We start from the raw sequence: 21,048 nt of genomic DNA, 5'->3' as shown, positions 1-21,048 counted from the left end.
TCGCCTGAATGAAACGATATATCCGGGCATAAACGTTACATATGAATCGAAAAAGCGTTACACTACGCCTTGCGTGAGCCAGACGTAGGTAGTTCGAACATCGAACATCGCACCGCGGCTCGTTGGCACGCAGCCTTGTACAGGATTCACGGGGTACAGATGCGTTTTTTTCAACGGCAATTATCGGCGAGAGCCGGGCCCGGAGAAGCGTGCATGGAATCATTGACCGAGCAATGCGTGTTGTCGCGGGAGCCAGAGCAAGAACAAGAACAAGAACAAGAACAAGAACAAGAGACCGCCGATGCGGTGAACCCGCCAATTGCTGCGTGGATGCCCGGACCGACGACGGTGTCGCATCGGATCCGCCAACGGTTGTTGCGTGCCGGCGTGCGCTTTCACGCCAACGACAACATCGCCGACTTTCTGCGCGAGGGTGAGCTCGATCTGCTTCAGGACGAGATCGAAGCGCAACTCCAAGGCGTGTTGCATGCGCTGGTGATCGACGTCGAAAACGACCACAACACCCGCGAGACGGCCAAGCGTGTCGCAAAGATGTTCGTGCGCGAGGTGTTTGCGGGCCGCTACGAGCGCGCGCCGCGCGTCACCGAATTCCCGAACGTCGAGCGCCTCAATGAATTGAATATCGTCGGGCCACTGTCAGTCAGAAGCGCTTGTTCGCACCACCTGTGTCCGATTGTTGGCCGCGTGTGGGTGGGCGTGCTGCCCAATGCGTCGTCCAATCTTATCGGCCTGTCGAAATACGGAAGATTGGTGAACTGGGTGATGAGCCGCCCGCAGATTCAGGAGGAAGCGGTCAAGCAGCTTGCCGACCTGCTCGAGCGCCGTATCGCCCCCGATGGTCTCGCCGTGGTGATGGAGGCCGACCACTTTTGCATGCACTGGCGCGGCATCAAAGAAAGCAACGCGAAGATGGTCACGAGCGTCATGCGCGGGGCGTTTCTCAACGATCCGGCATTGCGGCGCGAGTTGATGACCTTGTTGCCAGGGCGCGGGCAGGGGGCGGTATGACGATGCCTCGTGCAGGGAGCGAACCTGGCGATGTCTTATTTGAACGCGAGGGGCACCGCGCGTCGATGCTTGCGTTGCTGCTTGAGCGGGTCGCGCGACACGATGTTGCGGCATTCGCCACTTTATACCGCGAGACCGAGCTGGTGCTCTCGCGTGTCGCGTGGAAGATCCTACGGCGCCGGGAGTGGACAGAGGAAGTGCTGCAGGAAAGTTACGTCAAGGTCTGGCGTTTCGCGGGCAGCTATGACTCGGCCCGTGCGTTGGCGCTGACGTGGATGGTCAGCATCGTGCGCAACCAGGCGCTCGATCAATTGCGCCGCAACGCGACCTTCGAGCATGAAGCCGGGATCGCGCGGCATGCTGTGGGTCAGCTGGGCGATGAGGCCGCCGATGAGTCGGGCGAAGGTGCGGACGCTGCCGTGGCGGTCGATGTGAAGCGTGCGCTCGCATGCCTTGCGCAACTTGCTCCGGCGCAAAGGCAGGCCATCAGCCTTGCCTACTTGCGCGAATGCTCGCACTCGCAGGTCGCGGGCAGGCTCGGCATGCCGCTCGGCACGGTGAAGGCCCGCATCAGGTCGGGCCTCGTCAATCTAAAGCAACTGATCGAAGCGCCGGTCGCTTGACGCGGTCCAGCAAGCCCACCCCAACCAGTTGCATGAACAAGATCACATCCGCTCCCCCGTCCGGCCGCAAAATCGCTGTAGTCGGCGGCGGCATCTCCGGCCTCGCTGCGGCGTGGCTGCTATCGCGTCGCCATGACGTCACGCTCTTTGAAGCGGGCGAACGATTGGGCGGACATACGAACACGGTCGACGTCACATTGGACGGAGTGACGCATCCGGTCGACACGGGGTTTCTCGTCTTCAACGAACGTACCTACCCGAACCTGATTGCGCTGTTCGATGAGTTGAAGGTCGGCGTCCATGAAAGCGACATGTCGTTCTCGGTGTCGCTCGACGGCGGTCGGCTCGAATGGGCGGGAACGAATCTGAATACGTTGTTCGCGCAGCGGCGCAACATGCTTTCGCCCGGTTTCCTGGGCATGTTGCGTGACATCATTCGCTTCAACGGCTCAGCAAGCCGCTATCTTTCGCTGTCGTCGGGCACGGGCTGCTGCGTGGGAGATCTTCTGGATGCAGGCGGTTATGGAGAACCCTTCCGCAATCACTATTTGCTCCCTATGGCAGCTGCCATCTGGTCGTGCGCGACGGCCGATGTGCTGCGCTTTCCCGCCGCCACTTTCCTGAATTTCTGCATCAATCACGCGCTGCTGCAGATAAACCAGCGTCCGCGCTGGCGCACCGTGCTCGGAGGCGGACGCGAATATGTCCGGCGCCTGGCTGCGGGCATAGGTCGCGTGCGCACCCATGCGCGGGTCGAGCGGATCCTTCGCGTGGCGGACGGTATCGACATTTCGGTCGCCGGCGAGACGGCGCGCTTCGACCATGTGGTGCTCGCCACGCATGCGCCTACGAGCCTGAAGATGTTGAAGGATGCCGATGCGCTGGAGCGCAGCCTGCTCGGCGCCGTCCGCTTCCAGCCGAACGTTGCGATCCTGCATACCGATGCCGCGCTGCTGCCACGCCGCGAGCGCGTATGGTCGGCATGGAACTATCTGGCGGCGCGCAACGCAGAAGGGAACGCGCCGGTGTGCGTCAGTTACCTGATCAATCGGCTGCAGCCGCTGCCGTTCAAGCGGCCCGTCGTCGTCACCCTTAACGCGCGCACCGAGCCGAGGCCCGATCGGGTACTGGGGCGTTTCGCTTACGACCATCCGTTGCTCGATCACGCTGCCGTAAGCGCCCAGCAGCGGCTACATGAGATCCAAGGGCTGCGCAATACGTGGTTTGCCGGCGCGTGGACCGGATACGGCTTTCATGAAGACGGACTGAACTCGGCCCTGCGTGTGGCGGCCGCTTTCGGCGTCAGACCGGCATGGGCGCGAATATGAACGGCACTGCACCCGAACGCCCGTACGCGCCGGATTCGTTAATGCTCGGAACGGTGATGCACGAACGGGTGCGACCGGCGCATCACCGTTTCGTCTATCCGGTGTTTTGCGTGCGTTTCGATCTGAGTCATCTTGCAACGCAGCGGGCCTGGTGGTTTGGCATCGGCAGATGGCGGCTTCTGGGTATCGACCCGCGCGACTACGGCCCGTGCGACGGCACCGATCTGCTCGCATGGATACGCGACCAACTCGCTCAGGCCGGCCTGCCCGCCGATGGCCGCGTCTGGTTGCAGACCTTTCCTCGTGTGCTCGGCTATGCGTTTAATCCGGTGAGCTTTTGGCTCTGCGAGGATCGCGACGGCAACTTGCGGGCGCTACTCGCCGAAGTGCGCAACACGTTCGGCGAGCGCCATCGCTATCTGCTTCGCGCCGAAGACGATGAGCCCATCGGCTACGACACGCCGCTCGTTTGCGCTAAAGCGTTTCATGTTTCGCCGTTTTGCCGCGTGGAAGGACGATACGTGTTTCGTGTGCGGGAGACGCAAGCGGCCGCGTCGATTGCGATCGATTACCACGACGCCGAAGGGCTTCTGATTCGCACGTCGATCGCCGTGCGCAAAGTCCCGCTCACGCAGTGGGGCGCGCTGCGCGCGGTGGTGCGCCAACCGTGGCTCACGATCGCCATCGTCGCGCGGATCCATTGGCAGGCGCTGCGACTTTGGCTCAAAGGCGTGCCGTTCTACGGCAAGCGTCCGCCAGCCGCGGCCCCGACCCCGGCTCCGGCTTCGCAAGGCGACGCCTCTTTGCCAGCTGTTTCCTCCTCGCAAGAACAGGTACAACGATGAAGCCACTCCCTACCTTGGTGGGCGAACCGGGTGTTCCACCTTCGGCCCGGTTGTTTCTCGCGCTGCTCGATCGTCTGCGCATCGGACATTTGATCGTGGCGACGCCCGACGGGGCGCAGCGATTGTTCGGTCAGGCGCATGCGCAGCCCGGCGCCCATCTGGCGTTGCTCGACTGGCGCGCATGCGCACTCATGCTGCGAGCGGGAGACATCGGCTTTGCGCAAGCCTACCGGGAGGGATGGCTCGACTCCCCCGATCTGGTGGCGCTGCTGCGACTGGCGCTGCTGAACGAAAGCGCGATGCCGCAACCGGTCGTCGGCCGGATGCTCGCACGCGGGTGGTACCGGCTGCGCCACTGGATGAACCGGAATACGCGATCGGGCAGTCGCCATAACGTGCATGCGCACTACGATCTCGGCAATGCTTTTTACGCATTGTGGTTGGATCCGGGGTTCACGTATTCGAGCGCACTGTTCGAAGGTGACGCGCGGCGTTCGCTCGAGGCGGCGCAAACCGCCAAGTATCAACGCATCGTCGATCGATTGGCGCTGCGTCCTGGCATGCGGGTGCTCGAGATCGGCTGCGGGTGGGGCGGGTTTGCGCTGCATGCAGCGATGCAGGGTATTCGTGTGCATGGGATCACGCTATCGACGGAGCAACTCGAGTACGCGCGCGCCCGCGTGCATCGCGCCGGTCTGACGGAACTCGTCAGTCTGGAACTGTGCGACTACCGCGATGTGCAGGGCCGTTACGACGCGGTGGTGTCCATCGAAATGTTCGAAGCGGTGGGCGAGGCGTTTTGGCATCGCTGGTTCACTGTAGTGGGGCGGTGTTTGGCCGATGGGGCCCGGGCGCTCGTTCAGACCATCACCATCGACGAGGCGCGATTCTCCGCCTATCGCGCTTCGAGTGATTTCATCCGCGAATACATCTTTCCGGGCGGCATGCTGCCTTCGGCGGAACGCTTTATCTCGGCGGCACGGCGTGCGGGGCTACACGCACACCGTTCGCTCGCTTTCGGTTCCGATTACGCGCGCACGCTGCGTGGCTGGCGCGAAAACTTCGAAGCGAGTCTGAACGCGGTACGGGCGCAGGGTTTCGATGAGATATTCATTCGCACGTGGCGGCTTTACCTCGCGTACTGCGAGGCGGGATTCACCGAAGGGCGCACAGACGTGATGCATTTCGAACTTGCATCGGCAAAGCACGAGGCCATTTAAAAGGTCGTGCGCCGACGCGCTCAGTCGTTTCCGCCGGGAGACTCGAACCCCGGCCTGCCGACCTGGGAAGGCAACTGGGGTACGCGGCGCACGCGTGATGTGTCGTAGCCCATCGCGTCCATCCGAGCGAGCAGGGACCGGTAGACATCGTCACTGATTTCGGGCGAGCGGGCGAAGATCCAACCCAGGCTCTTGTCCGGGTAGCCGAGGATCGTATAGCGATAGTCCGGATCGACATAGACCGTGAGCTGGGTCACGTAGATCGGCCAGAACAAGCGGACCCGCCATTGCGCATTGCCGCTGCCCGGCACGATGGTGTCGACGAAATGGTACTCGGCAGGCGGCGTGTCGAAGCGCTTCTTATGACCCACAAAGCGGTCGTCGATCTTACCGTCCGACCGCAGCGACCATTGAGCGTAGCTCCCTACGAAACCGCGCTCGGCGAAATAGGGGATGTGGGCGATGATGTACCACCGACCCATGTAGCGCGGCAGATCGATCGGGACGGTCTGGAGCGGTACGTTCGCACGCGGGTTCGGATTGGGGGGCGTCTGCGTGCAGGCAGACGCGGTCACCGCCGCGAGGCACGCCAACATGCCGACGGTTTTTCGTAGCCGTATCGTTCGAGGTAAGTCGTGGTGCCCGCGTGGATCGCGGGGCTTGGGGCTATCTTCGCAATTCAACTCGATGTCCTCTTGATTTGGTTGCGAGGGCGAGGGGGGCGTCAGCGCTTTTCGAACAAGTAGTGCGCGACGCCCCATTCGGTGCCTTGCGCAAAGCCGAACAATTCCGCCACGGCCATGTAGAACATGCGCCAGCGCTGAAACCAGCGCGTCGCGTCGGCAGCACCGTATGTCTTCGCCAGGATCGGTAGGACGGTTGGCTTGGCATCGTCGAGTCGAGCGAGCCAGTCGTTTGCCGTGCGCTCGTAATGCGTGCCATTCAACCACCAGTGGCGTTTGACGGCGAGATCGTCCTGGAAGTGGAGCAGCAGCGACTCCGAGGGCATCGTCCCGCCTGTGAAGAAGTATTTGGACATCCAGTCGCTTCGGTCTCGCACCTCGAAGTGATAGGCGAGCGTGCGATGTGCAAACAGATGCACGAACAGCTTGCCATCGGAGCGCAACCAACCGGCGATCCGCGCCAGCAACGCGCCATAGTTTTTCATGTGCTCGAACATTTCGATCGATACGATGCGGTCGAAGCGCTCGCGCTCGCTCAGTTGGCCGAAGTCGAAGCTCGCGATATTGCCCGTGAGCACCCTGATGTTCCTGAGCTTGCGTATCGCGGCCTGCGCTTCTATATGCGCTCGTTGGCCATGAGAATTGGAGAGCGCCACGATTTCGGCGTTCGGATACCGCGCGGCGAGCCACAGTGAGAGCGACCCCCACCCGCAACCGAGGTCAAGGATGCGTTGCCCGTCCGCCAGCAGCGCGCGTCGCTCGTACAGCTCGAGCATGGCTTGCTCCGCTTGCGCGAGCGTGCTCGTACCATCGGCATACAGGCAGCACGAGTACTTGAAGTGAGGGCCCAGGTGGGCGGCGAAGAACGAAGCCGGCAGTTCGTAATGCTGGGCGTTGGCAGCGTCGGTTTCGACTGCGATCGGGCTCGCGCGTAATTCGTCGAGCAGAGACGCAAGGCGCGTCGCACAAAACTCGCCGTCCTGCACGCCTTCGTCCGCCAGGCGTTGCGCCATCAACCTGCGCATCCCTGCGCGCACGAGCCAGTCCGGCAGCCAGCCTTTCTCGCAGAGTCGCGTGAGGAAATCATCTGATGGGTCTCGGCGCGGGAAGCTTGCCGCCAAGTTCGTGGTGGTCTGTGACATCTTGGAACCTCGGTAGCTGGACAGTCGTGGTGAATGAACGATCGCGCAACGCAGCCGCCGTTCTGCGGTGGGTGCGTTGCTTTGCACGTTTGCTGCGCCGTTTAGCGCCGCCGGGGCGGCCACGGCACCAACGCGCTGGTGCGACGCATATACGAGGCGTAGCCCGGACGCGTCGCAGCGAGGTGTTGCTCGAGCATGGGTAGGCCGGACACTTTGATCAGGAGCCACGCCATGAGCAACGGGGGAATCAGGGTCAACCACGCGAAGGGCACACCGTGGGAGAGGAATGGGTAGGCCAGCCAGTGCAGACATTCGAAGAAGTAGTTCGGGTGGCGCGAGTAGCGCCACAGCCCGGCTTGACAGACCGCACCGCGATTGAGGGGCTCCGCGGCGAATCGGGCGAGTTGCCTGTCGGCAAGCGCTTCTCCGCCTACCGAAATCAACCATACCGCGCAGGCAGCCAGGAGCCATGCCACCGAGGGTCGGTCATGGCGATAGGCGGGCATCGCAAACGCGAGAGAAAGCATCATGGAGACGCCTACCTGAAGCTGGAACAGCCAGAACATGCGACTGTTTGCTTTTGCACCCCATGTTTCGCGTAACCGGCGGTAGCGAGCATCTTCGGGCTTGCCGGCATTGCGGCGCCACAGGTGTGTACCGAGCCGGAACGCCCAGATCGATCCGCCCAGCCCTACCATCCAACGCGTCACTGTGTCGCCTGAAGCGAAGAACGCGTAGATGAGCGCAACGCCACCCAGTGAGAGTGCCCAAACCGGGTCGATCATCCCGGCGTTACGCGTGTAAAGTTGGCGCCACCATGCCGCGGTGAACACGATGACCAGAAACGACAGCGTGCTTGCGGCGAGCCAAACCTGAGGGGCGATGTTGCAAAACGCTGTTTTCATAGGGGACTCGTCACCAAGGCTCGGTAGAAGGAGGAAACGCGGTCTTCTATCAGCTGTATACGCACGGATTCCGTCACTGGATATGTGAATTGCCCGCCGGGCGCGTGAGAAGGCGCCGCGCGACCAGGCGGTTGGCGCCGCTCTGGCGCTTTTTCGCATTGCACAATTTTGCTGTTCGGGGCCTTCATCCCCGATTCAGGAGCAAAAAAGTACAGAAAAAACGGCGTAAAGTGGGTGGCACGAAGCGGGCGAGCGCCCTAAATTTCAGTCATAAGACATCGAGTCGCCGCCTGACAGGTTTCAACGGGCGGCAGCGCGCAAGCCGTACAAGATTGGAGACAGCACGATCATGCGCCCGGACCTGGAGGTAGTCGAAGTACGCCGCGACGAGTCGTTCAAGGTTTGGTCGCACGGGTATCCGTACCGGACGATCCGTTGGCACTTTCACCCTGAGTACGAACTTCACTTGATCGTCGCGACGCAAGGGCGGTACTTCGTCGGTGACCATATCGGGGCGTTCGCTCCCGGCCATCTCGTGTTGCTCGGGCCGAACCTGCCGCACAACTGGGTCAGCGATGTCCCTGAGGGCGGAACGATCGAACGTCGCAATCTCGTGATGCAGTTCGGTCAGGACTTCGTGCGTCGCTGTATCGATGCCTTTCCCGAGTGCCGCGAGGCGCAAAGCCTGTTCGACGACGCGCGTCGGGGCATCGCATTCGACGAAGCGACGAGCGCAGCCGTTGCGCCGATCTTCGAGGAATTGCTGAGCGCACAGGGCATTCGCCGCACTTCGCTGTTTCTGCTGTTGCTCGATCGGCTTTGCGGCGCCGACAAGCGAACACTGCTCGCCAGCCCCGCATGTGACCAGATCAACGCCGCATCGACGCGGTTGAGCCATGCGCTCTCCTACATCGGCAAGAATCTGGCATCGAATTTGCGCGAAGCGGATCTCGCGCAGCTGGCGGGGCAAAGCATCAGCGCGTTTTCGCGTGCGTTTCACCGGCACACGGGCATGCCCTTCGTGCAGTACGTCAACCGTTTGCGAATCGAATCTGCCTGCCAGATGCTGATTGCCGACGAAGCGAGCATCACCGAAGTGTGCTTCCAGTCAGGGTTCAACAATGTGTCGAACTTCAACCGGCAGTTTCGCGCGTTGAAGGGGATGTCGCCGTCCGAATTTCGCGCCTTGCAGCGGCTGAATGCGCGCAGCCGCGATGTCGCGCTATCCATCGACGATGCGCCCACGCCCCGTGGCGTGCCGCTGCGCGCGCAGCCGACGCATCCGGGCAACATGCCATCAGCCCCGCGGCCGGGCTGACCGATCGGCAGCCCGGACTGATTCCATGGATTGTCCCGGCCGTCCTGCATCGATGCAGGAGGGAGGGCTTCGCTCGACTTTGAATCGTTCACGCCATCGAGGGGCACCGCTGCATTTCAGAGATCGACCATTTGAACTTCAACCGTGGCGGCACACACGCCACCATTTTTCTAACGACGGAGACAAGCGATGAAGAAAGCGACGAACTACCTCATTGGCGCAAGTGCGTTGACCTTGAGCCTGATCGGCAGCACGGCAGCGGTGGCCGGGCCCAGCGGAACGGTTGCTTTCCTGATGCCCGATGAAGCCTCCACCCGATACGAGCAGCACGATTTCCCCGGCTTCGAAGCCGCGATGAAGAAGCTCTGTCCCGATTGCAAGCTGCTCTACCAAAACGCCAACGCGGACGCCGCTCAGCAGCAACAGCAGTTCAATTCGGCCATCTCGCAGGGCGCCAAGGTGATCGTGCTCGATCCGGTCGATTCGACAGCCGCCGCATCGCTCGTTCACATGGCGCAAGCCCAGGGCGTCAAGGTGATTGCCTATGACCGGCCCGTGCCCTCGACGCCGGCCGACTATTACGTGTCGTTCGACAACGAAGGGATCGGCAAGGCCATCGCGCAGTCGCTCGTGCAACATATGAAAGACAAAGGCGTGCCCACCGGCAAGGGCGGCGTGCTCGAGGTGAATGGCTCGCCCACCGACGCGGCGGCTGGACTGATCCGAAAGGGCATCCACGAGGGGCTGGCGGGAAGCGGGTACAAGACGCTTGCCGAATACGACACGCCCGAATGGGCGCCGCCCAAGGCGCAACAATGGGTCAGTGGGCAGATCACGCGCTTCGGTTCGCAGATCGTCGGCGTGGTGGCCGCCAACGACGGCACGGCCGGCGGAACCATCGCGGCCTTCAAGGCGGCCGGCGTCAATCCCGTGCCTCCGGTGACCGGCAACGATGCCACGGTCGCGGGTTTGCAACTGATCATTTCCGGCGATCAGTACAACACGATTCTGAAGCCCAGCGAAATCGTCGCGGCGGCCGCGGCGAAAGTCGCCGTCGGCTTCTTGTCGGGCCAGGCGCCGAAGGGGGAAACCACGCTCTTCAAGACGCCGACGCAGCTCTTCACGCCGATGGTGATCACACAGAGCAATATCAAGGCGGAAGTCGTCGACAAGGGGTTCACGACGGCCGATCAGCTCTGCACGGGCCGTTACGCGGACGGCTGCAAGAAGCTTGGCATCAAACATTGATCGAACCCGATGCACGATGGGGCGCGGCCGCTGCCGGGCCCCGCGAAGCAAAGCAACGACGTAACGACGAGGTCCTTTCTCCCATGATCGACAATTCACGGACACGTTCGAAGCCGGGCGAACTCGTGCTGAGTCTGCGCGGCATCTCGAAGCACTTCGGCGCGGTCTCCGCGCTGACCGACATCGAACTCGACGTACATGCCGGAGAGGTCGTCGCGCTGGTGGGCGACAACGGCGCCGGCAAATCGACACTGGTGAAGGTGCTCGCCGGCGTCCATCAACCGAGCGCGGGCACTATCACGTTCGGCGGCCGGCAGGTGGCGCTGTCCGATCCGGCGACGGCGCTCGATCTGGGCATCGCTACCGTGTTTCAGGATCTTGCCCTGTGCGAAAACCTCGATGTCGTCGCGAACATCTTCCTCGGGCGCGAGCTTGCCCCGTGGCGGCTCGACGAAGTGTCCATGGAGGTGCGCGCCTGGACGCTGTTGAACGAACTGTCGGCGCGCATCCCGAGCGTGCGCGACGTGGTCGCTTCCTTGTCGGGTGGGCAGCGCCAGACTGTGGCCATTGCCCGTTCGTTGTTGCTCGATCCGAAGCTGATCATGCTCGACGAACCGACGGCGGCGCTCGGCGTGGCTCAGACTGCCGAAGTGCTGAACCTGATCGAGCGCGTGCGCGACCGTGGCCATGCCGTGATCATGATCAGCCACAACATGGAGGACGTGCGCGCGGTGGCTGACCGAATCGTGGTCCTGCGGCTCGGCCGCAACAATGGCATCTTCTACCCCGACTCGTCCAATGAAGCACTCGTCGCCGCGATTACGGGCGCGACGGAGAACGCCGTATCGCGCCGCGCGCAGCGGCGCCAGGCCGGGCAGCCGGGCCGGCCGGAATAAGGAATGACCATGAACCATCGATCGCACCATGCTCCTGAGCCTGAAACACGGAGCGACGGCAAGCCCGCCGAACCGCTTGACCGCGGCGACGTCCGCGTCAAGCATGCAAGCGGAATCGGCGACACGGTCTCCGACTTCGTCGACCGCGTACGGTCGGGCGATGTCGGATCGTTACCGGTCATCGTGGGCCTCGTCATCATCTGGACCGTGTTTACGAGCCTCAATCCGGTGTTTTTGTCGGCCAACAACCTCGTGAATCTGTTGTTCGACTGCTCGACTGTCGGTGTCATCGCGCTCGGCATCGTGTGCGTGCTGCTGGTCGGTCAGATCGATCTATCGGTCGGCTCGATGAGCGGCTTCGCGTCGGCGCTCGTCGGCATGCTCTGGGTCGACCACGGCTGGCCCGTCTCGCTTGCGATCGTCGTTGCCGTCGTCGTGGGGGCGGGCGTGGGCGGGCTCTATGCGCTGCTCTTCAACCGGCTCGGCATGCCGAGCTTCGTCTCGACGCTGGCCGGACTGCTCGCGATTCTCGGGATGCAACTGTACGTGCTCGGCGCTGCCGGGTCGATCAATCTGCCCTACGGCTCGCGCCTCGTGAACCTCGGGCAACTGGCGGTCATCCCGGCCGTCGTCTCGCACGTGCTTGCGTTGCTGCCGGGCGCAGTGATTCTGATCATCGGCATGCGCACGCGTATGCGCCGTCATGTGGCCAATTTGTCGGCGGCGTCGGTCGGCGGCTTGCTCGCACGCAGTCTCTCCCTCACCGCGTTTCTGGAGATCGTCGTGGCCTACCTCGATCGAGGGCGTGGCGTTCCGTTGATGTTCGGCATCTTTCTTGGCTTGACCGTCGTCATGGATTACGCGCTGACGCGCACGCGGTGGGGCAGGTCGATGAACGCCGTCGGGGGCAACCGCGAAGCCGCCCGTCGCGCCGGGATCAAGGTCGGCGCCATCTACACCAGTGCTTTTGTGCTGTGTGCGAGCCTGGCGGCGCTTGGCGGCGTGCTCAGTGCGGCGCGGCTGGCCTCGGCCAGTCAGCAAGCCGGTACCGGCGACGTGAACCTGAACGCGATCGCCGCGGCTGTGATCGGCGGCACCAGTTTGTTCGGCGGGCGCGGCAGTGCCTATTCGGCCGTGCTCGGCATCATCGTCATTCAGTCGATCGCGAGCGGCCTGACGCTCTTGAACCTGTCGTCCTCGCTGCGCTTCATGATCACCGGCGCCGTGCTGGCCATTGCGGTGATCGTCGATTCGCTCGCCAGGCAGTCCCGCCTGTCGCACGGCCGCGCGTGATCCCCTCAACCAGGAGAGCAGTGAATGTCTGAATCGTTGAAAGGAAAAGTCGCCGCCATCACCGGCGCGGCGTCGGGTATCGGGCTGGCGTGTGCGCGCACGTTGATCGAAGCGGATGCACGGGTCGTCTTGATCGATCGCGCCGGCGATCGGCTCGCGGCATGTTGTGCGGAACTCGGGCCCAATGCGTTCGGGCTCGTCGCGGACCTGCTCAATCCGGCCGAAGTGTCGGCGCTGCTGCCCAAGATCCTCCAACTTGCCGGTGGCCTCGATATCTTCCATGCGAACGCCGGCGCTTATGTCGGGGGCGATGTCGTCGACGGCGATCCAAACGAGTGGGACAGAGTGCTCAACCTGAATGTCAACGCGGCGTTTCGCTCGGTCCATGCGGTCCTGCCGCATATGGTCGCCCGCAAAACGGGCGACATCATTTTCACGAGCTCGATCGCGGGTATCGTGCCCGTCGTCTGGGAGCCGATTTACACTGCTTCCAAATTCGCGGTTCAGGCGTTCGTTCACACGACACGGCGTCAGGTCGCGAAACACGGCGTGCGCGTCGGCGCGGTGGCGCCCGGGCCGGTCGTCACGGCATTGCTCGACGACTGGCCGAAAGCCAAAATGGAGGAGGCGCTGGCCTCGGGTAGCCTGATGCAGCCCGAGGAAGTGGCCGATGCGGTGCGCTACATGCTGACGCGGCCTCGCCACGTGACGATCCGCGATCTCGTGATTCTTCCCAATAACGTCGATCTTTGATCGATCGTGGAGGCTCCATGCAATATGTGATCGGTGTCGACATCGGCACGCAAAGCACGAAGGCGTTGCTCGTCGACGGCGACGGCACGATCATCGCCAAGCATTCGGTCGGCTATCAGCCCGACACGCCGAAGCTGCTATGGGCGGAGCAATGGCCCCTGGTGTGGTTCGACGCCGTGCTCGAGTGCATTGCGCGCTGCGTCGAGCAGGCGCGCGAACAGGGTATCGAGGCGTCGGCGATTCGTGCCGTATGCGTCAGCAGCTTGTACGGCGGATCGGGCATTCCGGTCGACAACGACATCAAGCCGCTGCATCCGTGTCTGATCTGGATGGATCGACGCGCGACCGCGCAGGTCGACCAGGTACGAGAGAGCGTCGATCTGGAACGGCTGTATGCGATTACCGGCAACGGCGTGGACAGCTACTACGGGTTCACGAAGATGCTGTGGCTACGCGACAATCGCCCGGACGTCTGGGCCGCTACGCGCTACTTCCTGCCGCCGAATGCCTACGTCATCTACCTGTTGACGGGCGAGATCGCCGTCGACCACAGTTCGGCCGGCAACATCGGCGGCGTCTACGACGTCGGCCGACGCGACTGGTCCGACGTGATGCTCGATATGCTCGGCATTCCCGCCACGATGATGCCCGAGCGGCTCGTCGAATCGACGGACGTCGTCGGCTCGCTCCTGTCGCAATGGACAGCGCGGCTCGGCCTGCAGGCGGGTACGCCGATCGTCGCGGGCGGCGTCGACGCAGCGGTCGCGACGTTCGCTGCCGGTGCTACGCGCGTGGGTCAGCACGTCGCGATGATCGGCACGAGCATGTGCTGGGGTTACATCAATCAGACGGTCGATGCGCGCAACGGTCTCATCAGCATGCCGCACGTGTTCAATGGCCGGCGCGATATGTACGTATTCGGCGGCGCGATCACGGCGGGCGCCTCCGTCACGTGGTATCGCGAGCAGTTTTGCCAGGCCGAAGTCGAAGCGGCGCGCGCCTTGCCGCATGGCGACCCGCATGTGCTCCTGGAGGAAGCGGCGGCGCGCGTGCCGGCCGGCTCGGAAGGCGTGATGTTTCTCCCTTATCTGATGGGGGAGCGCAGCCCCGTGTGGGATGCGAAGGCGAGCGGCGCATTCATCGGGCTCAATCTCGTGCATACGCGCGCACACTTGTATCGCGCGGTGCTTGAAGGCGTTGCATTCGCGCTCAGGCACAACATCGAAGCGGGCCGCAAAGGCGCGCAGTTTCTCGACGACAAATTGATCGTGGTCGGCGGGGCCGCCCATTCCGATCTGTGGATGCAGATCATTGCCGACGTGACGGGCTATCCGGTTTACACGATCGAGCAGGAAGTGGAGGCCGCCATGGGTGCGGCGCTTTTGGCCGCGGTCGGTACGTCGCTCGTCACCGACGAGGTCGCGCGCGGCGGATGGGCGAGGCTCGTCGAGCGCGCGCGGCCGGATGCCGATCGTCTCGCACTGTACTCCGATCGTTTCGAAGTCTATGCCGGCCTTTATCCGGCGCTCAAGCCGTTGATGCACCGGCTACAGGCCATGCCGGATTCCACGCGCGGCCGCTAGCGGGGCGGTTGTAACGCGGCGCGTGCCCGTCGGGCTTGCCATCGACACGCGTCACAGGGTGCTGAACGTGATGACCCATGCGGACCCGCGTCAGCGGACCGATAGCGCTACAGCGCCGGTCTGAACACGGTGCCCGGGCCGCTGCCTTGCGCGGTTGGCAGGGCACACCCGGCTCGCCTATCTGGGCCGAATCCGGGCGTTCTCCGTCAGCGTGGAGGGCGGGTACACGACGACGGTGTCGCGGTCGCGCAGTCCGTCAAGCACCTCGGCTGCCTCGGCGTTGCGCTGGCCGATATCCACGACGCGCAGGACGGCTCGCCCCTGGTCGACGACGAATGCGCACCAACGCTCGCCGCATCGAAACAAGGCACCGATCGGAACGCTGAGTACATCGGGGCGTTCCCAAATGACGATTCTGCCGTGTACGCGATAGCCATCGTTCAGCGGTCCAGGCGAGCCAGCCAGGTCCGCGACGACATGTACGCGTTGCTCATCCACACCAAGGGCCGAAGTCTTGGTGAACGCGCCCGGTTCCACGACTCGCACTCTCGCGTCGATCGGCGCGCCGCCGCCCCAGTCTTCGACCGACACCCGCATGCCGGTGCTGATTTTCACGGCATCGGTCGACAAGACGTCGATGACGACTTCGTAGCGTGAAGGATCGGCCAGCACCATGATCGGCGTGCCGGCCGTCGCCACGCGCTCGCTCTTTTCATCGACCCGCAGCAACACCGCGTCGACCGGCGCGCGCACCTGCACCGGGTGCCCCGTTTCCAGTGCCTTCAGGTTTGCTGTCGCCGCTTTGACTTCGGCCGCCGCCGACCGCTCGCGCGCACGCGCCGCTTCGAGCTCGCTCGCGCTGGACGTTTCGGCGGCGCGGAACTGTTCCAGGCTTTGCTTCGAGATGCCGCCGATGTCGAACATCGCCTGTCCCCGCTCGCGTTCGCGGCGCGCCTGAGCAAGATCGGCTCGGGCGTGGTCGACGCGTGCCTGCGCCTCCCGGTACGATGCCTCGGCCGCCTCGACGCGGGCTTGCTGCTCGGCGCTTTCCCCGGGTGTCATGGGTACAGGCACGAGGACCGCAACGACCTGGCCGGCGCGTACGTGGTCCCCTTCCCGGAGGGTCACGCGCAAGAGGCGGCCTGTGATCGGCGCGGTGATCACGTAGCGATCGTGCGCTCGGATCTCACCGTCCTCGTCAATCGTGACCCGGAGCGTGCCGCGGCCGATTCGAGCGGTGTCGACGATCATCGGCGCCGGCCGAAACACATAGACCGACACCAGAGCGAGAACCAGCGCTGCTGCCGCCCCGAACCACAATCGATGTTTGCCGGGACTCTTCATGACTCCCTCGCCTTGAGCACGGCAACGATATCGAGACTTCGGAGCCTCCACGCCACCACCAGCCCGGAAAGTGCAACCGCGCCCGCTGTCACGACGATCGCATACCCGAAGGTGGCGGGTTCGACGACAAGCGGGAAACGGTACAAATCCGTTGCGAGCCGCCTTGCCAGCAGCGCGGCCAGGCCATAGCCCAGCATGAGGCCGACCGGCATGGCCACCGCCGCCAGGAAGAACTGCTCACCCAGCAGGATCCACGCGACCTCGGCGCGCGTGAAGCCGAGCACGCGCAGCGAGGCCAACTGCTGGACCCGCTCCGAGTAAGCGATGCGCATGCCGTTATACGCGACGCCGAACGCGATGATGCAGGCAAAGGCGAAATTGATCGAGGTGGATAGCCGCACGCTCTCGTCGATAATCTTGCGAAAGCTATCGATCACCGACTGACGGATCGCCACGGCATTGACGGCCGGCATGCGCTTGAGTGTCGTGTACAGTCGATCGGTCGTGCGCGAGTCGATACGCAGCCATGCTCCCGACCAATTGCGGCCCTCACCCAGAAGCCGGGCCAACGCCTGTTCATCGAGGTACGCATGCATGCCGACCAGCTCGCCGACCCGGCCCGCCACGGTGATGTCCCGGATTTGCCGCTTGCCTTCGAGCACCTCCATGGTGATCCGATCGCCAGCGCGGACATGGAGCGTATCGGCCAGCTGAGATGAGAGCAGCATGCCATCGGGGGGCACACGCAGGGCAACGCCGCGCTCGTCGACCAGGCGATGCATTTGCGCCCCCGGCACGACCGCGCTCAAGGACACGCGCCGCGTCCGGTATCCGGCAACGAGCCGCACGGGCACTTCGCGAAATGGCTCGACACGCAACACGCCGGGCAGACTCTCGAGCGCGTAGACGGCCCGATAGGGCAGGGGCTGCGTGAAGACGAGGGTCGCGTCCTGCCGCTCTATTTGTTGGAATTGGACATCGAACAAATAGTCGATCGCGTCGAAGAAAAAACCGCCTGTCACGAGAATCGCGCTTGCGCAGGCGATGGCCAGACATGAAAGTAGCGACTTGATCGGCTGTCTCAGGATGTTGCGCACGATCATCCGCCACGTCACCGCCAGATGCCGCACGAGTCCGATCCGCTCGACCCAGCCTGAGGCGAAAGCGGGCGGAGGCGGGGCGCGCAGTGCCTCGACCGGCATGAGTCGCGCCGCTTTCGCGACGCTTGTTGTCGCTCCGATGATCGATGCGGCGAAACTCGCGACGAAGGCCAGGATGACGATGGGAAGGTCGGAACGATATTGAAGTTGAGGGAAGTGGTAATAGCGGTCGTACAGGCTGGTCAGCGACGAGCCCAATGCAAGCCCGGCGCCGACGCCGACCGATGCCCCCGCAGCCGCAATCAGCGCCGCGAACAGCAGGTAATGCAGCGCGACACGGGCGTTTCCATATCCGAACGCCTTCATCAGTCCTATTTGCGCGCGCTGGGTATCCACCAATCGGCTCAGAACGGTCTGCAGCAGAAACATCGCGACGCAGAAAAAGATAGCTGGCACGTAGGTGGCCGTTATCCGGTTCTGTGCGATCTCGTCCGATATGAAGCGATTCGACAACTGGTCGTCTCGCGTGATCGAGCCGAGGCCGCCATAGACGGCCAGTTCGCGATCGATCCGTGCGATGACTTCGGGCGCGTTCGCGCCGCGCTCCAGCGCGAGCGCCAGATCGTTGAAGGCACCATCCATGCCGAAGGCGGTTGCCACGGCGTCGTCGCCCATCCACAGTACGCCGTAGTGCCGGCTGTCGGGAAAGATGGAGCCGGCGCCGGCCTCATAGATGTATTCCGGCGACAAGGCGATCCCGACGATCCGAAGCTGTTTCCAGCGTCCGTTGAGCACGGCGCCGATCTGCTGTCCCGCATGCAGGTGGTTGGCGTCGGCGAACGCGGCGCTGACGAGGGCCTCATCGTCGCGGCCCGGTGCGGTATACCGGCCGCTGCGCAGATGAAGCAGATTCAGCGTTGGCCAGCCTTGGTCCGGAATCGACACGATATGGCCCGTGGCGGGCTCGCGAAGCCCGGGAACATCGAGCGTGACGTCCGATACCACGCGCGCCTGCACGCGGGCCACGCCGGGTATCGCCGAAATCCGCGTGGCGACTGCCAGCGGTGCACGCTTCAGATGCACGAACACATCTGCGAATCGATAGGCAACGTAGTAGTCCTGTTGCGCTTTGAGCAGGACCTCGTAGGTGCTTCGCATCCCCACGAACGTGGCCACGCCGCACGCCACGACCAGCACGGCTGCCAACGCCTGGGCGCGCATATTCCATAGATCGCGCCAGCACAGCCGCGTAAGGGCGCTCACCATGTCAGCGCCTGTGCCGTCGCGCGGCTGGCATTGCGCCGTTCCTCGAGGATCGTGCCGCTGCTCATTCGCACGACTCGATCGGCCATATCGCCGATGACGGCGTTGTGCGTGACGACGATCGTCAGCGAACCGAAGGATCGATTGACGTGCTCGAGCACTTCGAGCACGAGCCGTCCCGTTTGGAAGTCGAGTGCGCCGGTCGGCTCGTCGCAAAGCAGCACGTCCGGGCGTTTGGCGACTGCGCGTGCGATCGCCACACGCTGCTGTTCGCCGCCCGACATCTGCGACGGAAAGTGGTCCGCCAAGGCGCCGATGCCGACCATACGCAGCGCTTCGTCGGGGTCGAGCGGACGTTCGGCGATATCGGTGACGAGCGCGACGTTCTCGCGCGCGGTGAGGCCCGGTATGAGGTTGTAGAACTGGAATACGAAGCCGACGTGCTCGCGGCGGAACCGGGTCAGCTCACGCTCGGCGGCAGTGGAGAGGCGATGATCCCGATAGTTGATGGCGCCGCTCGTCGGGGTGTCGAGCCCGCCCAGCAGATTGAGCAGGGTGGATTTTCCGCTCCCCGATGCGCCCAGCAATACCACGAACTCGCCCGCTGCAAATTCAAGGCTGACATCGTGCAGCGCCCGAACGCTGACGGCGCCCATCGGATAGACCTTGCTGACTGCCTGGATGGAAAAGACAGTTTCCATGGGGTACCCGACTCGAGACTCGTGCGTGCAGTGCGTACGAGCGCCCGAAGGTGATCATCGTGAATACTCCCGGTGGACGCTTGCCATGTTCCGGCTGCTGCCTTACCGGATTCTTAACACCGGTACCGAGTTCATTCCTGCACGCGAAGCGATCGGGATCCTTGCCCCGGTAAACGCTGGCAGGGGCAGAGCCGAGGTTGTCCGACGATTACGATTATTGCTGGACCGGCTTCGGGCAGCGGCGACAAATCAGCGTGACGCCGCGACGATCAGGGTCGTCCCAGTACAAGTGGACGTCGATGGCGCGCTGGGCCGGCACCACGACGTCTTTCGTTTCCGTCAGATGCCGATAAAGAGCGGCTATCCGATAGTGTCCTGCTGGCACATGGACGAACAGAAACGGCCCCTCGGTCTGCACCTCCAGCACCGCGCGCGGGCCGGAAGTGATCTTGACGTTGACGTCGGAAAGATAGTGGCCCGACTTCGACGCGAGCGTGATGCGCAGGTTGTATTTCGGCGCAACCTGACGGAACGCGAGAACCTCATCTTCGCCGACGCCCCCGGTGACATAGGTGACGCCGTTACGCTCGACAGGCGTAGGTTCGGTCTGCGCGAAGACGTGGCTGCTCGCGAGGAGGCATGCGATCAGCAGCGCGGTGGGCAAGCGGGTAGAGAGCGTGGCCATGGGAACCTCTTCGGTTTGCCCATCCAGCTTGACGCTTGCGCCGCGTCGCCGTGTTGACATGCGTCAAGTCTCAGCGGGCGCGGCGCTTACGTCACCACTGGTGATGAACAAACGGAGCGATCGTCTCGACATACAGTTCGCGCAAAGCCGACATCGTGGCATCGCTCAGCGGCGCCAGCTCGCTGGCGGCGTTGTTCGCCTTCGCTTGCGCGGCGTTCTTGGCGCCGGGGATGACGGTCGTGACCGCCTCGTTCATCAGAATCCAGCGCAACGCGAATTGCGCCATCGTGACGCCGTTCGGCAGCAACGGGCGGATTGTGTCGACGGCGCGGAGCGCCACGTCATAGGGAACGCCCGCGAATGTCTCGCCCTTGTCGAAGGCTTGCCCCTCGCGATTGAAATGGCGGTGGTCATCGGCTGCGAAGGTCGTATCGGCCGTCATCTTTCCGGTCAGCAACCCCGATGCGAGCGGGACGCGCACGATGACGGCGACCCCTCGGTTTCGCGCTTCGCGCATGAAAAGATCGGCCGGCCGTTGCCGGAAAATGTTGTAGATCACCTGTACCGACCTGACGCCCGGGTACTCGATCGCTTTCAGTCCTTCCTCGACTTTCTCCACCGATACGCCATAGTCCCGGATCTTTCCCGATCGGACCATGCCGTCCATCGCATCGAACACTTCCGGGCGGTAGTAAACCTCGGTCGGCGGACAATGCAGTTGCACCAGGTCGAGACAGTCGGTTTCGAGATTCTTCAGCGAGCGCTCGACGAACGCATTCAGGTTGGCCGCGGTATAGCCTTGTGCAACGTGAGGGTCGAGCCGGCGGCCCGCCTTGGTCGCGACGAACGGCCGCGGGCCGCCTCGCTCCTTGAGCACGGCCGCGATGATGCGCTCGGAACGCCCATCGCCGTACACGTCGGCCGTGTCGATGAATGTCGTGCCGCTATCGAGCGCTGCATGCAGCGCCGCCTTCGCGTCGCGTTCCGATACGTCGCCCCACGAGCCGCCGATGGCCCAGGCGCCGAACCCGATCTCGGAGACGGTCTTTCCCGTCCGTCCAAATGTGCGTTGCTTCATTTTCTTTCCTC

19 protein-coding genes are annotated in these 21,048 nt (G+C 63.5%); 11 read left to right on the top strand and 8 right to left on the bottom strand.

Annotated elements, in window-relative coordinates; all coding sequences use genetic code 11:
* The first annotated feature begins 330 nt into the window (after positions 1-330).
* The 5 genes from folE to C0Z19_RS11290 are packed head-to-tail and all read left to right on the top strand — an operon-like array spanning position 331 to position 5,045.
* Entirely contained in the window at positions 331-1,029 is a 699-nt protein-coding gene (gene folE / locus C0Z19_RS11310) for a GTP cyclohydrolase I (protein WP_102610080.1), read from the top strand.
* Complete coding sequence (locus tag C0Z19_RS11305) at positions 1,026-1,652, top strand: RNA polymerase sigma factor (protein ID WP_233196096.1); 627 nt, start codon at positions 1,026-1,028, stop codon at positions 1,650-1,652. The genes folE and C0Z19_RS11305 overlap by 4 nt, the downstream gene beginning before the upstream one ends.
* A gap of 32 nt (positions 1,653-1,684) precedes the next feature.
* A complete protein-coding gene (locus C0Z19_RS11300; protein WP_102609917.1) occupies positions 1,685-2,980 on the top strand; it encodes an NAD(P)/FAD-dependent oxidoreductase in 1,296 nt (431 codons plus the stop codon).
* A gap of 41 nt (positions 2,981-3,021) precedes the next feature.
* Complete coding sequence (locus C0Z19_RS11295) at positions 3,022-3,825, top strand: DUF1365 domain-containing protein (protein WP_102610079.1); 804 nt, start codon at positions 3,022-3,024, stop codon at positions 3,823-3,825.
* Positions 3,822-5,045 (top strand): SAM-dependent methyltransferase, encoded by a 1,224-nt coding sequence (locus C0Z19_RS11290; RefSeq protein ID WP_102609916.1) that lies wholly within the window; start codon positions 3,822-3,824, stop codon positions 5,043-5,045. Before C0Z19_RS11295 ends, C0Z19_RS11290 begins: the two co-directional genes overlap by 4 nt.
* Positions 5,046-5,065: 20 nt before the next feature.
* Here the strand turns inward: C0Z19_RS11290 and C0Z19_RS11285 are convergent, their stop codons facing one another.
* From C0Z19_RS11285 to C0Z19_RS11275, 3 genes are all read right to left on the bottom strand, one after another.
* Complete coding sequence (locus C0Z19_RS11285) at positions 5,066-5,641, bottom strand: lipocalin family protein (RefSeq protein WP_102609915.1); 576 nt, start codon at positions 5,639-5,641, stop codon at positions 5,066-5,068.
* Positions 5,642-5,769: 128 nt separating this feature from the next.
* The gene (locus tag C0Z19_RS11280; RefSeq protein WP_102609914.1) at positions 5,770-6,870 is read right to left on the bottom strand and encodes an SAM-dependent methyltransferase; all 1,101 of its coding nucleotides are present in this window, start codon (positions 6,868-6,870) and stop codon (positions 5,770-5,772) included.
* 101 nt (positions 6,871-6,971) lie between these two features.
* The gene (locus tag C0Z19_RS11275; protein ID WP_102609913.1) at positions 6,972-7,775 is read right to left on the bottom strand and encodes a DUF1295 domain-containing protein; all 804 of its coding nucleotides are present in this window, start codon (positions 7,773-7,775) and stop codon (positions 6,972-6,974) included.
* Positions 7,776-8,121: 346 nt separating this feature from the next.
* Here C0Z19_RS11275 and C0Z19_RS11270 point away from each other — a divergent pair, with 346 nt between their 5' ends.
* The 6 genes from C0Z19_RS11270 to C0Z19_RS11245 all read left to right on the top strand — a co-directional run bounded on the left by C0Z19_RS11270 (position 8,122) and on the right by C0Z19_RS11245 (position 14,866).
* Positions 8,122-9,093 (top strand): AraC family transcriptional regulator, encoded by a 972-nt coding sequence (locus C0Z19_RS11270; RefSeq protein WP_102609912.1) that lies wholly within the window; start codon positions 8,122-8,124, stop codon positions 9,091-9,093.
* A 189-nt stretch (positions 9,094-9,282) separates the two neighbouring features.
* A complete protein-coding gene (locus C0Z19_RS11265) occupies positions 9,283-10,341 on the top strand; it encodes an ABC transporter substrate-binding protein (protein WP_102609911.1) in 1,059 nt (352 codons plus the stop codon).
* 83 nt (positions 10,342-10,424) lie between these two features.
* A complete protein-coding gene (locus C0Z19_RS11260; protein WP_102610078.1) occupies positions 10,425-11,237 on the top strand; it encodes an ATP-binding cassette domain-containing protein in 813 nt (270 codons plus the stop codon).
* 9 nt (positions 11,238-11,246) lie between these two features.
* On the top strand, positions 11,247-12,530 hold the full coding sequence (locus C0Z19_RS11255; protein ID WP_102609910.1) for a sugar ABC transporter permease: 1,284 nt from the start codon (positions 11,247-11,249) through the stop codon (positions 12,528-12,530).
* Positions 12,531-12,554: 24 nt separating this feature from the next.
* Positions 12,555-13,283 (top strand): SDR family oxidoreductase, encoded by a 729-nt coding sequence (locus tag C0Z19_RS11250; RefSeq protein ID WP_102609909.1) that lies wholly within the window; start codon positions 12,555-12,557, stop codon positions 13,281-13,283.
* Between the two features lie 17 nt (positions 13,284-13,300).
* A complete protein-coding gene (locus C0Z19_RS11245) occupies positions 13,301-14,866 on the top strand; it encodes an FGGY-family carbohydrate kinase (RefSeq protein ID WP_102609908.1) in 1,566 nt (521 codons plus the stop codon).
* Positions 14,867-15,043: 177 nt separating this feature from the next.
* Here the strand turns inward: C0Z19_RS11245 and C0Z19_RS11240 are convergent, their stop codons facing one another.
* The 5 genes from C0Z19_RS11240 to C0Z19_RS11220 form a co-directional block, all read right to left on the bottom strand.
* On the bottom strand, positions 15,044-16,210 hold the full coding sequence (locus C0Z19_RS11240) for an efflux RND transporter periplasmic adaptor subunit (protein WP_102609907.1): 1,167 nt from the start codon (positions 16,208-16,210) through the stop codon (positions 15,044-15,046).
* Positions 16,207-18,576 (bottom strand): ABC transporter permease, encoded by a 2,370-nt coding sequence (locus C0Z19_RS11235; protein ID WP_102609906.1) that lies wholly within the window; start codon positions 18,574-18,576, stop codon positions 16,207-16,209. The genes C0Z19_RS11240 and C0Z19_RS11235 overlap by 4 nt, the downstream gene beginning before the upstream one ends.
* Positions 18,570-19,274 (bottom strand): ABC transporter ATP-binding protein, encoded by a 705-nt coding sequence (locus tag C0Z19_RS11230; protein ID WP_102609905.1) that lies wholly within the window; start codon positions 19,272-19,274, stop codon positions 18,570-18,572. Before C0Z19_RS11230 ends, C0Z19_RS11235 begins: the two co-directional genes overlap by 7 nt.
* A 214-nt stretch (positions 19,275-19,488) precedes the next feature.
* A complete protein-coding gene (locus tag C0Z19_RS11225) occupies positions 19,489-19,959 on the bottom strand; it encodes a hypothetical protein (protein WP_102610077.1) in 471 nt (156 codons plus the stop codon).
* A 91-nt stretch (positions 19,960-20,050) separates the two neighbouring features.
* Positions 20,051-21,037 (bottom strand): aldo/keto reductase, encoded by a 987-nt coding sequence (locus tag C0Z19_RS11220; RefSeq protein ID WP_102609904.1) that lies wholly within the window; start codon positions 21,035-21,037, stop codon positions 20,051-20,053.
* Positions 21,038-21,048 lie beyond the last annotated feature (11 nt).

The organism is Trinickia soli, assembly GCF_002879855.1.
Lineage (GTDB): Bacteria > Pseudomonadota > Gammaproteobacteria > Burkholderiales > Burkholderiaceae > Trinickia > Trinickia soli.
This window is presented reverse-complemented; position numbering and strand designations above follow the sequence as displayed.

Excerpts from the sequence above, each read along its gene's own strand:
- folE (WP_102610080.1), top strand. The coding sequence starts at position 331 with ATGCCCGGACCGACGACGGTGTCGCATCGGATCCGCCAACGGTTGTTG.
- C0Z19_RS11305 (WP_233196096.1), top strand. The coding sequence starts at position 1,026 with ATGACGATGCCTCGTGCAGGGAGCGAACCTGGCGATGTCTTATTTGAA.
- C0Z19_RS11300 (WP_102609917.1), top strand. The coding sequence starts at position 1,685 with ATGAACAAGATCACATCCGCTCCCCCGTCCGGCCGCAAAATCGCTGTA.
- C0Z19_RS11295 (WP_102610079.1), top strand. The coding sequence starts at position 3,022 with ATGCTCGGAACGGTGATGCACGAACGGGTGCGACCGGCGCATCACCGT.
- C0Z19_RS11290 (WP_102609916.1), top strand. The coding sequence starts at position 3,822 with ATGAAGCCACTCCCTACCTTGGTGGGCGAACCGGGTGTTCCACCTTCG.
- C0Z19_RS11285 (WP_102609915.1), bottom strand. The coding sequence starts at position 5,641 with ATGTTGGCGTGCCTCGCGGCGGTGACCGCGTCTGCCTGCACGCAGACG.
- C0Z19_RS11280 (WP_102609914.1), bottom strand. The coding sequence starts at position 6,870 with ATGTCACAGACCACCACGAACTTGGCGGCAAGCTTCCCGCGCCGAGAC.
- C0Z19_RS11275 (WP_102609913.1), bottom strand. The coding sequence starts at position 7,775 with ATGAAAACAGCGTTTTGCAACATCGCCCCTCAGGTTTGGCTCGCCGCA.
- C0Z19_RS11265 (WP_102609911.1), top strand. The coding sequence starts at position 9,283 with ATGAAGAAAGCGACGAACTACCTCATTGGCGCAAGTGCGTTGACCTTG.
- C0Z19_RS11260 (WP_102610078.1), top strand. The coding sequence starts at position 10,425 with ATGATCGACAATTCACGGACACGTTCGAAGCCGGGCGAACTCGTGCTG.
- C0Z19_RS11255 (WP_102609910.1), top strand. The coding sequence starts at position 11,247 with ATGAACCATCGATCGCACCATGCTCCTGAGCCTGAAACACGGAGCGAC.
- C0Z19_RS11250 (WP_102609909.1), top strand. The coding sequence starts at position 12,555 with ATGTCTGAATCGTTGAAAGGAAAAGTCGCCGCCATCACCGGCGCGGCG.
- C0Z19_RS11245 (WP_102609908.1), top strand. The coding sequence starts at position 13,301 with ATGCAATATGTGATCGGTGTCGACATCGGCACGCAAAGCACGAAGGCG.
- C0Z19_RS11240 (WP_102609907.1), bottom strand. The coding sequence starts at position 16,210 with ATGAAGAGTCCCGGCAAACATCGATTGTGGTTCGGGGCGGCAGCAGCG.
- C0Z19_RS11235 (WP_102609906.1), bottom strand. The coding sequence starts at position 18,576 with ATGGTGAGCGCCCTTACGCGGCTGTGCTGGCGCGATCTATGGAATATG.
- C0Z19_RS11230 (WP_102609905.1), bottom strand. The coding sequence starts at position 19,274 with ATGGAAACTGTCTTTTCCATCCAGGCAGTCAGCAAGGTCTATCCGATG.
- C0Z19_RS11225 (WP_102610077.1), bottom strand. The coding sequence starts at position 19,959 with ATGGCCACGCTCTCTACCCGCTTGCCCACCGCGCTGCTGATCGCATGC.
- C0Z19_RS11220 (WP_102609904.1), bottom strand. The coding sequence starts at position 21,037 with ATGAAGCAACGCACATTTGGACGGACGGGAAAGACCGTCTCCGAGATC.